Here is a 14,619-nt window from a genome sequence, read left to right on the forward strand (position 1 = left end):
CGTCACCGCTCAGTTGGCAATACCGAGGGTTTTTTCCGCGGCTCGGATGGGATCGAGATACGCGCTGTCCACGTCGGCGCAGCCGCCGACCACCTTGAAGCCGTTGCCCGAAATCTGAACCATCATATTCGCATGGTTAGGCATGTGTCGGTCGCCATTACCCACGTAGTAAGGGCCGCAGAGCAGATCCGAGGTCTCGTTCTTGATCCCCCGGATCGCCTCTGAAACCGACTTGCGATCAATGGTCGCCGGATCGAGCTTCAGGAGGGCATCGGTGAAGAAGCGAGCGGAGAGATAGCCCGACTGGCTGAAGGTGTCGCGCGGATCCTCCGGGCGAGCATACTTGTCCATGATGGCGCGCCAATTGCTGGCATCTGGACCGGTGCCATCGATTGGCGTGAGCTCGATATTGACGTTCATGACGCCATTCCAATAGGCGCCGAGCATAGCGGGGACGTCGGCATCATAAAGTGGTGTCGAGGAGATCCACTTGAAGTTATCACGCAGGTTCTGTTCCTCGACTGCCTTGAGGTAGGCCGCGGCCATTCCGCTGGGCAGGTTGACGAGAACCGTGTCGGCGCCGCTTGCGACGGTTTCCAGAACGGAGGCGTTCATATCTGCCGCGCCTGGATCGAGCAAAAGGCTGGAGCCAGCGAGTCCTTTGGACTGCATGTACTTCTCGGTCCAGCCACAGGAATAAGGACCGACCGAGGGGATGGTGAGCCCGATGCAAACAACGTTCTTCGAACCCAGATTGGCAACCGCCCACTGCGCCGCTCCGACGCTCGAGGGCAGGGGTCCCTCATTGGTCGAAACGATGTTCTTCGACTCAAAGCATTCGGCGACGGCGCAAGCTGCCGCCATCGCCATGACATCCTCCTCTGCGTAGAGCTTGGCGTTGACGCCCATCTCAACAAAAGAGCCGTTGGCGACCAGCGCGACGACACCCTTGTCCTTTACCAGTTTGGTCGCAACCTGGCTCGCGACTTCCGGGTTCCATTGGTCGTCTTCGACCAGATATTCGATCGGGCGGCCATTGATACCGCCATTGGCATTGACGCAGTTGAAATAGGCGCGTGCGGCGTCGGCCGAAGACGAGAAGTCATCAGGCCCCGTTTGACCAACCACGGCCCCAACCCTGATCGGCTCGCCGGTGGCCTTTTCCCCGGTGTTCAGCCCACATCGTGGTGCGGCCATGGCAGAGCCACTGGCCAGGATGAGCGCGACCGTTGAGGCCGCGAGAAATATCGTTATCCGTTTCATTACTGTCTCCTCCCAAAGAACCGTTGAAATCAGTAGGTCGTCCCGAAAGGTCCCGTCCTTCAAGCGACGACGTCCTTGCCGAGTATGAAGCGGGCGGCCCGCTCGCCGATCATGATGACCGGTGCATTGGTGTTGCCCGAGACAAGGGTTGGCATGATGGAGGCGTCCGCCACGCGTAGCCCCTCTACGCCGCGGACCGCGAGATCCTCGCCAACCACGGCCATGCGGTCGTCCGGCCTGCCCATCTTGGCCGTGCCCGAAGGATGAAAAACCGTCTTCGAAATCGAGCGGATGTAGCGCCGCAGGGCTTCGGGATCTCGCTCCAGTCCGGGCGTGGGCAGAACACGCCGCTTCACGATGCGGGCGAGCGAAGGGGCTTCAATGATCCGGATCGCCCATTCCACCCCGCGTACGAGCGTGTCCAGATCGGCAGGACTGGAGAAGGAATTGGCGTTGAACAGGGCACTATCCCTAGGATTGGCCGAACGCAGCTTGACCGTGCCCCGCGATTGCGGCCTCAGGAAACAGGGACCGATGGCAATGCCGTGGCCTGGTTCCGCGGCGCGGTCGGCAAAGCCGATGAAGGTTGGCAGGACATGAAACTGGATGTCCGGCTGGCCGGTCCCGGCCGTGTCGACGAAGCCGCCCGACTCCACAACATTGGATGTGAGGAGGCCGGTCTTGGTGAGAAGATATTGCAGCATGTGGCCCGCTGCCTTCAGCCCCTTGTCCTGGGTGAAGAGCGAGATCGGATCCTTGACCTCCGCCTGAACCGTGGCCTCGAGGTGATCCTGATAGTTTTCCCCGACCCCCGGCAGATCCATGATCACATCGATGCCATGGCTCTTCAGATGTTTGGCCTCGCCGATGCCCGAGAGTTGCAGGATTTTGGGTGTGGCGAGGGCGCCTGCCGTTAGAACAATCTCGCGCCGGGCCTTATAGGTGACGCCGTTCTCGGTCAGCACACCGACCGCTTTCCTGCCTTCAAACAGGACTTTATGAACGCGGGTTTCGGTCAATATGGTCAGGTTCGAGCGCTTCTCGGCATCGCGCAAGAAGGCTTGCGCAGCGCTCCAGCGCCGGCCGTTGTGTGTTGTTGTCTGGTAGAAGCCGACGCCTTGCTGCACCTTGCCGTTGAAGTCTTCGTTATACGGAAGGCCGGCCTCCTGGGCTGCCCGGATGAAGGCCCAGGACAAAGGATGTCCAAAGCGGCGATCGGAGACCTTGAGTTCGCCGGTTGCTCCATGGAATTCGCCCGAAAGGCGCTGGTTGGCCTCAACGTCGCGAAACACCGGAAGAACCTTGTCATAGGACCAGTTGAGGCACCCCATTTGCGCCCAGGTGTCGTAGTCCTGCTGCTGGCCACGAATATAGATCATGGCGTTCAAGGAACTGCCGCCGCCGATCACATTGCCCTGTGGCACGATATTGGGCTTGCCATTCAACCCCTTGTCCGGTTCGGACACGTAGAAGTGCACATCCTTGCCCTTCTCGATCACCTTGAAGAAAGTCGCCGGGATATGGATGAACTTGTCGGTGTCGCGTGCGCCGCTTTCAATTAGCAGGACCTTGTTTTGCGGGTTTTCCGACAGCCGGGCCGCAACTACGCAGCCGGACGAGCCGCCACCGACGATGATATAGTCGAATTCGCTCATGGGTTGCTCCGATGCGGGCGGGCAGACGCTTGCGACAGCGTTGGTGTCAGCAAAAGATCGTCTGAATGGTGGTGAATTCCTTGAGCCCGTCGACGCCAAATTCAACTCCTATCCCTGACTGCTTCACCCCACCAAAGGGCGCATTTGGCTGGATTGCTCCATGTTTGTTGATCCACACGGTGCCGCATTCGAGTTGGCCGGCCACCTGTTTGGCTTTTGCTGTATCCCGGCCCCAGACCGAGCCGCCGAGGCCTGCCGGATTGTCGTTCGCCTTTGCGATCACATCAGCGAGGTCGGTGTAGCGGATGATTGGCAGGGCAGGGCCAAACTGCTCGCGATCGACGAGTTTGCAGCCATGGTCGACATCGGCAACGATCGTGATCGGATAGAAGTGGCCGACCCCACCGTTGCTTTTTCCGCCGATCAGAACACGGCCGCCCTTGGCGCGTGCATCCTCGACATAAGAAGCGACGATGTCGAGTTGAATACGGTTCTGTACGGGACCAAGGATTGATTGCTCCAGCAGACCGTCGCCAACCGGGATTTTGGCTGCATAGGCGACGAGACTTTCGCAAACGGCGTCATACAGGCTGTCATGGACATAGAGCCGCTTGAGGCAGGCGCAGGTCTGGCCGTTGTTGATGAAGGCGCCCCAGAACAGCCCCTCGGCGATTTCCTGGGGATCGGCGTCGGGGAGTACGATGCCGGCGTCGTTGCCGCCTAGTTCCAGCGTGAGCCGCTTCAGCGTATCGACGGCATTGGCCATGACCTTCTTGCCAGTGGAGGCGGAGCCGGTGAAGGTCAGCTTGGCGATGCCTGGATGGGCGGACATGGCCGCGCCAATCTCGTTCTCGCCGGTGACGACGTTGACGACGCCCGCCGGCAGTACCTCATTCATCAGCTCAACAAGGCGAATGGTCGACAATGGCGTCTGGGGGGACGGCTTGATGATAACGGTGTTACCGGCGCGGATTGCGGGAATGATGTGCCAGCAGGCAATCATCACCGGCCAGTTCCATGGTGTGATCGAGCCGACGACGCCGATGGGCTTGCGATGTAACTCTACCCGACCTTCAGGCGTATCCTGCAGGACTTCGACGGGCAGCTCGATTTCCGCCGTGTGGCGGGTCCACGCGACAGCACCACCGATCTCGAAGCGAGAGCCGAGACCATTGAGCGGCTTTCCCTGTTCGAGCGTCAACAGGCGCGCAAGATCTTCCGAATTTTCTTCTATCTTGGCGGCAATGGCGCGGCAGGCGTCGGCAAGCTCCGAACTCGATTTCAACTGCCACCTTTCGAACGCAGCCGCTGCCGCGGTAACAGCTGCGTCGAGGTCCCCAACCGTGGCCAGCGGCATTGCGCCGACAACTTCTCCGGTTGAAGGATTAAGGATATCGGCGTGGCGTGCGGTTTCCACCGGCTTGCCGCCGATGAACAGCGTGTAGCGCTTCATATGCGAGCTCCTCCCAAAGCAATCTGTGAGGAGCATTCAAATCGAAGCTGCCATTTCTGTCTTGGATTCGGACGCGGCCCGAATAGGACAAAAGCGCAGCGCTATCACTGCTGAAGAACATCCTTCGGCGAGCAGTCGAAAGCCTTTCGGAAGCAGCGGTTGAAATATGAGATATCGTTGAAACCGGCGGAATAGGCGACCTCGGCGATCGTGGTCGCCTTGGTGTTGTTCTTCATCCGAGCCAGTTGTTCGTGAGCGAGATGCAGGCGCCGCATTCGTATGAGCGATGTCGCCGTGGTGCCAAGCGCGTTGAAGTCCTCCTGTAGCGTCCGCAGCGAAATGCCAACCTTGTCGGCAAGCCACTGCGGCGTCAGATGCTCGTCGGTGAGATACCTGTCGATGAGTATCTGCACGACTTCCAACCTGCCGCCGGAACTGTCCGATACCACAGGTTCATCCATCTCACTGTCGGTCGCGAAAGCCTGGCGTGTCGCGCTGAAAAGGAGCTCGCGTAAATGCGGTGCTCGCTTGTCGCTTGCGTCTGTTTTCAGAAGCTTGGCAACGACCGCTCGCAGCATCGCCGACATCGGGTCCTCTGCTTCGATCCTGCGCGAAACTTCGACCCGTGTGGACTTGTCGGCCAAGATCAGCTGGCGCGGCAGATGCACCGAGAGGTGGTTGGAAAAACGGCCGCCGAAATGGAAGATCGACGGGCTGGAGCTATCGACGAGAATGCAGTCGCCCGGGGCAATGAACGATTGCCTGCCGTTCTGTTCGATACCGCAAGTCCCTTCGAGTTGCAGCAGCAGGAAGAGATTTTCGCTATAGTCGATCCTGATATCGGCGACGTCACGGCGGATCACGTCGAGATCGTTCGCCACCTGCGCCAGGTCGAGCCCGCCTGCATCCAGTATGGTGGCATTGCCGGTTACGAGGGTGTGCTCGGCCCGTTGTGTGTTGAAATTTCCGCAGATCGATTTCAGTTCCGCAGTCCACTCCTCCAGGGAATGTATAGGCCATTGCGTGGCGGTCATCCCGCCGAATTCCGCTAGGTGCTGCATGTGCTGCATGGCGTCTCCTCCCAAAGACCGTCGAGCTTTCTTGTCTATTGGCAAAACAAGATAGTTTCTATGTTAAGCGATTCCTCATATTCGCTTTTGTCAACTCGTTTTTTTGCGTGGCAAGGGTTGGAAGCTGGTCTGCTTGAGACTGATGGGATGGCGTAGTGGCGCGAACGGAAACAGCAGCCTCCTGATATCGGTCCCACCAGCCGACCGGCAAGTACCTTGCCATTGCCGTGGTCATGACGATGTCGCGCCCGCAGCGGGCAAAGCTGCGATCACTCCGTGGTGACAAGCCGGGCATACGATCGAAACCTGATCAATTCGAACACCGCAGTACACCGGGTCAGTTGCTCGCGCACCAAAGACCATTAGGCGAAGGCGATGCTTATCGTCCCGTATTGACCGAAATCGGCGACTATGCTGTCGCCGTGGCGCGCTTCGACCGGGCGCACGAAGGAGCCTGACAAAACCACCTGTCCGGCCGAAATCTGCATGCCGTATTGGTGCAGCCGGTTGGCCAGCCAGACGATGCCCCTGGCCGGATGGTCGAGCACGCCGGCGCCAAGGCCGGTCTCCTCGACCTCGCCATTGCGCGAGAGGATGGCGCCGATCCAGCGTAAATCGGCTTCGCGCGGCCCGGCTGCGCGGCCACCGATGACGATGCCGGCATTGGCGGCATTGTCGGATATGGTGTCGAAAAAGGTCCTGACCTTACCGGTTTCCTTGTTCGCCCGCTCGATGCGGGTGTCCAGGATTTCAAGGGCAGGGGTGATGTAGTCGGTGGCGTCGAGCACGTCGTCGATCGACAGGTCCGGGCCAGCGAGCGGCGCCTTGATGACGAAGGCGATCTCGGCCTCGATGCGCGGCTGGATGAAGCGGCCGGCGGGAACGGTTCCGCCATCATCGAAGAACATATCGTCGAACAGCACGCCGGAATCGGGAATGTCGATGGCAAGCGCCGATTGCATGGCCTTGGAGGTCAGGCCGATCTTCCAGCCTTTGATCGTCAGGCCGGACGCGACCTTCCGCTTCACTAGCGCTGCCTGCACCAGGTAGGCGTCGTCCATCGTTGCATCGGGAAAATCGAGACTGAGCAACCTGATCTGGCGGCGGTCGCGTTCGGCCTCGAACAGCCGCGCGGCGGCGGCCTCGACTTGGTCGGGGGTCATTGTGCTGTACCTTCGTCGACGACGCCATTGCGCAGCAGGCCGATGCCGTCGGCCTCGACCTCGATGATGTCGCCGGGCTTCAGCCAGATCGGCGGGTCGAAACGGGCGCCGGCACCAGTCGGCGTGCCGGTGACGATGATGTCGCCGGGCACAAGCGTGGTGAAGGTCGAGACGTAGTTGATGATCTTGCGGAACGAAAAGATCATGCGGCTGGTGCGGTCCTGCTGGCGCAGTTCGCCATTGACGCGGGTGGTGAGCGCGATGTCGGCGATCTGCGCCTCGTCGGTGAACGGCACCAGCCATGGTCCGATCGAACCGGTGCGGTCGAAATTCTTGCCCTGGGTGACGTTGAATTTTGCGTGGCGCACCCAGTCGCGGATCGTGCCTTCGTTGCAGAGCGACAGTGCTGCGATGTGGTCCAGCGCATCCTTCTCGGCGATCCGCCGTCCGGCCTTGCCGATGACGATGACGATCTCGCCCTCATAGTCGAGCTGCGGCGATTCGGGTGGCCGCACCATGGGCGCGCCATGGCCGACGAAGGAGCGCGGGAAGCGGATGAATAGGGACGGGTTGGAGGGTGCCGCCTGGCCGTCCTTGTACTCCTCGTTGCGGTCGGGAAAGTTGACGCCGACGCAGATGATCTTCTCGGGCGAGGGGACCGGGATTTCGTAGGCGATGGCGTCGAGCGGAAAATCGGCCGCGAAGGCGTCGGCTTCTTCCGCCAGATGCTGCAAGGCGCCGGCCTCGATGACTTCGCGCAAAGTCGGCCATTGACCGTGGCGGGACGACAGGTCGACGACGCCCTTGCCGGTGATCGCGCCGTAGCGTGTCTTGCCGCCGATGGTGAAGGTGGCCAGCCGTGTCGCGCTCATGCTGAGACTCCGGAGAATAGCCGATCTCCCCCCAAGTAAGGGAGATGTCCGGCAGGACAGAGGGGGCGCGAAGGAACGCGGTCATCGAACAGAAATCCACTATGGCGCGATGATCGGCGAGGCCGAGAGATCGGGCTGGCGCGGGTCGATGCCGGCAAAGACGCTGCCTTCCTCGAACCAGCTTTTGGGCGCCGGCGCGCCCCACAGCGTCTGGCGCTGCGGGTCCTTGAGGTCCCATTTGATCGGCTCGAGATCGGGATCGACCGTCTGGTAGTCCGAGCAGTAGATCTCGATGCGATGATTGTCGGGGTCGCGGATATACAGGAAGAAGGCGTTGGAAATGCCGTGCCGGCCGGGGCCGCGTTCGATGTTCGGCAGCCAGCCGGTGGTCGCCATCAAATCGAGCAGGTCGATGATGTTGAGCGGCGTCGGCACCCAGAAGGCGACGTGGTGCAGGCGCGGGCCAAGGCCGTTGGTGAAGGCGATGTCGTGCACGCCGCCCTTGCGGTGCGTCCAGGCCGCCCAGTTTTCCGAACTTTGTTGACATGTTAATACAAGCCGTAGGAGTGGGGGATTGGCCCCCGACCTCATTACTGTTGCGCACGGAACTCGCGCGCTGCATTGTCGAGACGGTGCCATTGGGACTTACCATCTTGTCACTGTGTCGAGCCGATCGACAGGTTCATCCCTCCCTATTGTCCTCGGGTTCGCCGGACCATTTGAGAACATACGAAGGATATGGCTTGGCGAACCACCCGCTAACTGTTTGTTCTTGTTGAAAAGGCGGCGTCCCTCAGCGACTAACATAATCGTTATTTGTCAGTGGGTTACGAAGCAGTTCGCCTAAATTGATTCAAGAAGCTGATCCGACTGAATAAGCGAGTGAGAAGCTGGCAGTGCCAGCAACCAGCATGCCACCGCTGAAGCGCTCGCCCAAAATGGTCAGGGCGCAGGTGTAGAGGGCAAATGTCGCCGCTCCGATTATCGCAAATGCTGTCAGGATTGCAGGATCTGACCGCAAGAACGGTATCAGCAAAAAGGTGAGCGCGCCTAAAAGGCTGCAGGAGATCGCAACGCCTGCGCGTGATGTCCTGTCCAGTAACGATCAGATCACTGGTTGGGCATCCGCAGTGGGTAGGAATAGAACCGTGACGGCATAGGATTCTTCTCAACCCAAACAGCACCCTTCATCAGAGGTCATGAGAAGTCATCGGGGTCGATCGGAACCGAAAAGCCGACCTTGACGCGGTCCATGATCACCATTGTCTTGAACCCCTTAATATCGGGGTTCTCATAAAAGAATTTACGGGTAAAGCTCTCGTAATCTTCCATGCTCTTGGCCGTAACGATTAGAACGAAGTCCGCATCCCCGGTCACATAGTATCCGTTCATCACCTCCGGCGTCTGGCGGATGGACTGCTTGAAGCGGTCTACAATATCCACCCGCTCGCGTTCCAAGGACACCGAAACCAGCATGGCGATTGGGCGGCCGATGGCCTTCGGCTTCACGATGGAGATGTCGGCCTCGATCACGCCCTCGTCTCGCAAGCGCTTGACGCGCCTCTGCACCGCAGTGGCGGAAAGGCCGACCATCTCACCGAGTTCTTCGCTCGTGTGGCGGTTGTGCGCCTGCACGATGCTCATCAGACGCGCGTCTAATCGATCAAGTCGCATAAGGCTTCCCGCATAATTTCTTTGATCGAGCCAAAATAAGACAGGAATCCTGCGCCGACGCAATCGTTTCATCATAAAATCTGCGCAGCTGCTCCATTAGGCTTCGTTGAAATAACAACGGCACGGGTCCGATATGTTGAACACGATCATGACGGCACGGCAGGCCATCGCTGGTCTCAGCGATACGGCGTTGCTGCGTGAAGGGTCCTATGTCGATGGGGAATGGCAAGCGTATGGCAGCGTTAGCGCAGTCACCGATCCGGCGACTGGCGATGTCATAGCCCATGTAGGAGATTGTGACGCGGCGCTCGTCAATCGGGCGATCGATGCCGCCGATACCGCCTTTGGCGGTTGGCGCGACAGGCTCGCACGCGATCGCGGAAAAATACTCTTGTCGTGGGCGGAGCTGATCAGACGCCATAGCCATGACCTTTCCATCATCCTGACGGCCGAGCAGGGCAAGCCATTGGCCGAAGCCGAGGCCGAGATTATTTATGGCGTCGGCTTTATCGAATGGTTTGCCGCCGAAGGCGAGCGCGCCTACGGCGAGACGATACCCGGGCACAAGCCGGGGAGCCGCCTGTTCGTTTCCATGCAGCCGATCGGCGTCAGCGCCGCGGTCACGCCGTGGAATTTTCCGAGCGCCATGATCGCCCGGAAGGCAGCCGCCGCCCTTGCAGCGGGCTGCCCGGTCATAGTCAAGCCGGCCGTTGAAACGCCGCTCTCGGCACTCGCCTTGGCGGAACTAGCGCATCGTGCAGGCGTGCCACGGGGTGTCTTCCAGGTGGTGACCGGCGACCCGGAACGTGTGACGGACAGCCTGCTCGCCGATGCACGCGTGCGTGCGTTCTCCTTCACGGGTTCCACCGAGGTCGGCAGGCTTCTGCTCGCCAAGGCCGCGGCGAGGATCAAGAAGGTTTCTATGGAACTCGGCGGGCACGCACCCTTCATCGTGTTCGACGATGCCGACCTGGACGAGGCGGTGGAAGGCTGCGTCGCCGCCAAATTCACCACCTCGGGCCAGGACTGCCTTGCTGCCAACCGGATCTATGTCCAGGAAGGCATCCACGATGTCTTCGTGGCAAGACTGAAGACTCGGATCGAAGCGCTGCGCCTGGGCTCCGGCTTCCAGCATGGGGTCGACATCGGGCCGATGACGAAGACGAGCATCGTCGAGAAGTGCCGTGTCCATATTGCAGACGCGGTCAGCAAAGGCGCCCGGTTGCTGACAGGTTCGATCCCCGGACCGGAGGCCGGAAACTTCGTCGCGCCCGCTCTTTTGGTCGATGTCCGCCACGACATGCTTATTACCTCGGAAGAGACTTTCGGTCCGGTCGCGCCCGTCCTGCGCTTCGTCGATGAGGACGACGTCCGCACCGCGGCCAACGCCAGCGAGATGGGCCTGGCCGCCTATGTCTATACCCAGGACCTGAAGCGCGCGATGCGCCTTTCGGATGCGCTCGAATACGGCATGGTCGGGATCAACACGGCGTCGTTTACCGGTGCGCCCATCCCCTTCGGCGGGTGGAAGCAGTCGGGGCTCGGGCGGGAAGGATCGCGCCACGGGCTGCAGGAATTTATGGAACTTAAATATGTCTGCTTCGGCGGCTTGGCCGCGTAAGGGCGAACGAAGATGGTAAATATTGCTGAAATCGCGGAGATGGACCGCAGGACGGTGCTTCATCCCTTCACCTATTTGAAGGATTATGCATCCGGCAACGTCGATCCGACGATCGTCGAGACTGGAAAGGGCGTCAGGATTCAAGACGCCACCGGCCGGGAATATATCGATGGTTTTGCCGGCCTTTACTGCGTCAACATCGGCTATGGCCGTACCGAGGTTGCCGAGGCGATCGCGCGACAGGCCTACAAGCTCGCCTACTATCATTCCTATGCGGCGCACACGACGGAAGAACTTGCGCGGCTTTCGGACCGGCTGGTCAGGATGGCACCGGGCAACATGTCCAAAGTCTTCTACGGGTTGTCCGGCTCGGATGCGAATGAGACCCAGGCGAAGATCGTTTGGTATTACAATAACCTTCGGGGCAAAACGCGGAAGAAGAAGATAATCGCGCGCGAGCGCGGATATCATGGATGTTCCGTGGTTTCCGGCTCGATGACAGGAATGAGTTTCTATCACGACCACATGGATCTGCCGGTCTCCGGCATTCTCCGCACTGGCGTGCCGCATTTCTATCGCGGTGCGCATCCGGGAGAAACCGAGGAGGACTTTTCGGCGCGACGCGCCGATGAACTGGAGGCGCTCATCCTGAGTGAAGGCCCCGATACCGTGGGCGCGTTTATCGCCGAACCGGTGCTGGGCACCGGCGGCATCACGCCGCCGCCGATCGGGTACTGGCCGAAGATCCAGGCTGTGCTTCGCAAATACGATGTCCTGTTGATCGCCGACGAGGTGATCTGCGGCTTCGGGCGCACCGGCGCCATGTTCGGGTCGGACCTCTACGGCATCGAGCCCGACCTTGTAACCGTCGCCAAGGGCCTGACATCGGGTTATGCGCCTCTTTCGGCGTCTATCGTGTCACAGAAAGTCTACGAGGTCATGGAGGAGGCAACGCCGCGCGTCGGCGCCTTCTCGCACGGCTATACCTATTCTGGACATCCCATCAGCGCTGCTGCGGCGAACGCCGTCCTCGACATCGTTGAACGCGAGGATCTGGCCGGTCAGTCCGCCAGGAAAGGTGCTTATCTTCTTGCCCGGTTGAAGGCGGAATTCGCACAGAATCCTATCGTAGGCGAGGTTCGGGGCATAGGCATGCTGGCAGCCTTGGAGTTCGTCGCCGACCGCGGAACAAAGGCCAGTTTCGATCCGGGCCTGAAGGTCGGTGCACGCATCTCGCAAGCAGCCCGCGACCGAGGCCTCATTGCCCGCGCCATGCCGCATGGGGACATTCTGGGGTTTGCGCCCCCGCTGGTCATGACGGAGGCGGAGATCGATGAGATGGTCGGCATTGCCAAGGCGGCTGTAGATAGCGTGCTCGTAGACATGGATGCGCAAGGCGCGGTGGCCGGTTAGCATGCTGCATCGCAAGATCTCACGCGCCGGCGAAGTCCTGAAGGTCAAAGATCTCGCCAAGGTATTCGGCTCCACCAAGGTGCTGGACGGAGTTAGCTTCAGCATAAGGCAGGGCGAGGTCGTCTCGCTTATCGGGTCGTCGGGGTGCGGGAAAAGCACCGCGCTTCGCTGCACCAATTTTTTGGAAACGCCGACTTCAGGGCAGATTGAATTCATGGGAGAGGCCATCTCGGTAACCACTGAAGCGCGCGGAGAGCCGAAGATTGCCAACGCAGCCGCGGTCAGAGGGCTTCGACGCCACGTCGGAATGGTATTCCAGAACTTCAATCTCTGGCCGCATCGCACCGTTCTCGGCAACGTGACCGAGGCGCTCGTTTACGTGCTCAACCAGTCTCGGAAGGAGGCAGAAGAGACTGCGCTGTGGGCGTTGTCGAAGGTCGGCATGGAAACCTTCCGCGACCGCTACCCGCAACAGCTTTCGGGCGGCCAGCAACAGCGTGTCGCTTTCGCGCGCGTCTTGGCGATGCGCCCGAAATTGATGCTGTGCGATGAACCGACCTCCGCGCTCGATCCGGAACTGGTCGGAGAGGTCTTGAAGATCATACGCAAACTCGCGGAGGAAGGTGCGACAATCCTCCTCGTGACGCACGAAATGCGGTTCGCAAGGGAACTGTCGAACCGAATGTTATTCCTGCAAAAGGGCCGCCTCGAGCAGGATGACACGCCGGATGAACTGTTTCGAAACCCCGCGAGCGAAGCGGTGAAGCGGTTTCTTTCGAGCGTTATGCCGGCCAATGCCTGAAGGCAGGCACTGGGACAATCAAGAACCAAACAAGGGGAACTGAGATGAACATCAGCAAGCTAATCAAGTCCGCATTCGCGTCCGGGCTGCTCGTCGCCGCGACGGCGACCATGGCCTCGGCCGAGGAAGGTGTTTTGCGAATCGGCACCGAAGGCGATGCACCGAAGTTCAGCATGGCCGACCCGAGCGGCAACGTCACAGGCTTCGACGCCGACATCGCCAATGGCATCTGCGCCGAACTGAAGGTCCAGTGTAAGTTCGTCGTCCAGACGTTCAGTTCGCTTGTGCCGTCAATGGACAGCGACCGATTTGACGTCATCATCTCAGGTCTTGGCATCACAGCCGAGCGGGAAAAGAAGATCGACTATTCGATCCCCTATGCGACGACGCCGCTGTACTTCGTGGTCGCAAAGGATTCGCCGCTGGCCGGCCTGAAAACCCTTGATGAAATCAAGAATGCGATCCCCGGCAAGACTGTCGGTGTCGCCACAGGCACGACCTACGCCAGGTTCATAGAGAAGCGGATGACGGGGGTCGACCTGAAAACCTACGATGCTGTCACCCAGTTGACTGCCGACCTCGCTAGCGGTCGCATCGACGTGGCTTTCGGAGATTCACCGACCTGGGTCGACTTCCTGGCAACGCCGGACGGCGCAAACTTCGCGAAAATCGATGTCAGGATCATTTCCATGGATGATCCGGAAGTCCTCGGCCGAGGCATGGGCGTCGGGATGCGCAAAGGCAACACCGATCTCAAGACGAAGATCGACGTGGCCCTGTGCAAGATGATCAACGACGGCACGGTCAAGAAAGCGTCCATGCAGTGGTTCCAGGACGACTACACCATTCCCTGCAAGCAGTGATCCTTCGATAGTAGTGGCCTGCCTTGGTGTCGCCCAAGGCAGGCGGATGGGAGGAGTCTATGCAGGATTTCTGGGTTCTGATGGTGGAGCATGGCTGGGCGCTGGCTCTCCTGCGCGGCAGCGCAGTGACAATTGCGATCGGGCTGCTCGGCATGCTGCTTGGTTTCGCGGTGGCGACGCCACTGGCCGTCCTGCGCTGGCGGAAGGTCCTGGTCGTCTCACAGATGGTGGACGCCTACAGCATCTTGATCCGCGGCATTCCGGGACTGCTGGTGATCTACCTGCTGTTCTACGGCTCCTTGGGCTGGGTGAGAACCGTCGCGGGGACGTTCGGCTATGAGCAGGCTGCAGAGAATGCCTATCCGATGATCGTCGGCGTCATAGCGATTGCCTCGATCTCGTGTGCCTACTCAATCGAGGTCATCCGCGGCGCTCTACAGGCCGTGCCCGTGGGGATGCTGGAAGCTGCCCGGTCCTTGGCGCTTCCGCCAATGGTGACATTCTTTCGCATCACCTTCCCGCTCGCTTTGCGGCTCGCGCTCGGCGGCATCAACAATGTGTGGCAGATGACGATCAAGGATACGTCGCTGATCTCGGTCGTTGGCCTGCAGGAATTGATGCGGACCGCTGCAATCGCCGCCGGCATTACGCGGTCGCCGCTGTTCTTCTACTGCATTGCCGCAGCCTTGTTCTTCGCCATGACGCTCGCCAGCCAAACCGCATTCTCGAGGATCGAACGGGTGCTCAACCGCGGCTTCGGAGGGATGTGA

The 14,619-nt window shown here is 60.1% G+C and carries 12 protein-coding genes and 1 pseudogene; 5 read left to right on the top strand and 8 right to left on the bottom strand.

The annotated features are described in order from the left end of the window. Positions 1-9: 9 nt before the first annotated feature. From AC1DX6_RS05985 to AC1DX6_RS06020, 8 genes and pseudogenes are all read right to left on the bottom strand, one after another. Entirely contained in the window at positions 10-1,263 is a 1,254-nt protein-coding gene (locus AC1DX6_RS05985) for an ABC transporter substrate-binding protein (protein ID WP_477311783.1), read from the bottom strand. Between the two features lie 59 nt (positions 1,264-1,322). Beyond that, a complete protein-coding gene (locus tag AC1DX6_RS05990) occupies positions 1,323-2,918 on the bottom strand; it encodes a GMC family oxidoreductase (protein WP_477311784.1) in 1,596 nt (531 codons plus the stop codon). Between the two features lie 46 nt (positions 2,919-2,964). Beyond that, the gene (locus AC1DX6_RS05995) at positions 2,965-4,371 is read right to left on the bottom strand and encodes an aldehyde dehydrogenase family protein (protein ID WP_477311785.1); all 1,407 of its coding nucleotides are present in this window, start codon (positions 4,369-4,371) and stop codon (positions 2,965-2,967) included. A 104-nt stretch (positions 4,372-4,475) separates the two neighbouring features. Beyond that, positions 4,476-5,441 carry a helix-turn-helix domain-containing protein gene (locus AC1DX6_RS06000; protein WP_477311786.1) on the bottom strand — a complete coding sequence of 322 codons (966 nt, stop codon included), beginning with the start codon at positions 5,439-5,441 and terminating at the stop codon, positions 4,476-4,478. A gap of 362 nt (positions 5,442-5,803) precedes the next feature. Continuing rightward, positions 5,804-6,604, bottom strand: a complete 801-nt coding sequence (hpaH, locus tag AC1DX6_RS06005) for a 2-oxo-hept-4-ene-1,7-dioate hydratase (protein ID WP_477311787.1) — start codon at positions 6,602-6,604, stop codon at positions 5,804-5,806. After that, positions 6,601-7,476: a fumarylacetoacetate hydrolase family protein gene (locus AC1DX6_RS06010; protein ID WP_477311788.1), complete on the bottom strand. Its 876-nt coding sequence runs from the start codon at positions 7,474-7,476 to the stop codon at positions 6,601-6,603. The genes hpaH and AC1DX6_RS06010 overlap by 4 nt, the downstream gene beginning before the upstream one ends. Positions 7,477-7,575: 99 nt before the next feature. Then, positions 7,576-8,001 (bottom strand): annotated as a pseudogene (locus AC1DX6_RS06015) (VOC family protein); the annotation flags it as partial. 672 nt (positions 8,002-8,673) lie between these two features. Further along, positions 8,674-9,150 carry an Lrp/AsnC family transcriptional regulator gene (locus tag AC1DX6_RS06020; protein WP_477311789.1) on the bottom strand — a complete coding sequence of 159 codons (477 nt, stop codon included), beginning with the start codon at positions 9,148-9,150 and terminating at the stop codon, positions 8,674-8,676. A gap of 133 nt (positions 9,151-9,283) precedes the next feature. On the opposite strand from AC1DX6_RS06020, the gene AC1DX6_RS06025 reads away from it, so the two are divergent. From AC1DX6_RS06025 to AC1DX6_RS06045, 5 genes are read left to right on the top strand one after another with little or no spacing between them, the layout of a single operon-like run. Continuing rightward, entirely contained in the window at positions 9,284-10,771 is a 1,488-nt protein-coding gene (locus AC1DX6_RS06025) for an NAD-dependent succinate-semialdehyde dehydrogenase (RefSeq protein WP_477311790.1), read from the top strand. 12 nt (positions 10,772-10,783) lie between these two features. Next, positions 10,784-12,184, top strand: coding sequence for an aminotransferase (locus AC1DX6_RS06030; protein ID WP_477311791.1), 1,401 nt, complete (start codon positions 10,784-10,786; stop codon positions 12,182-12,184). Between the two features lies 1 nt (position 12,185). Beyond that, positions 12,186-12,986 carry an amino acid ABC transporter ATP-binding protein gene (locus AC1DX6_RS06035; RefSeq protein WP_477311792.1) on the top strand — a complete coding sequence of 267 codons (801 nt, stop codon included), beginning with the start codon at positions 12,186-12,188 and terminating at the stop codon, positions 12,984-12,986. Between the two features lie 44 nt (positions 12,987-13,030). Next, entirely contained in the window at positions 13,031-13,849 is an 819-nt protein-coding gene (locus AC1DX6_RS06040; RefSeq protein WP_477311793.1) for a transporter substrate-binding domain-containing protein, read from the top strand. A 59-nt stretch (positions 13,850-13,908) separates the two neighbouring features. Further along, positions 13,909-14,619 carry an ABC transporter permease subunit gene (locus AC1DX6_RS06045; protein WP_477311794.1) on the top strand — a complete coding sequence of 237 codons (711 nt, stop codon included), beginning with the start codon at positions 13,909-13,911 and terminating at the stop codon, positions 14,617-14,619.

Source organism: Mesorhizobium sp. P2_C4 (assembly GCF_056404575.1).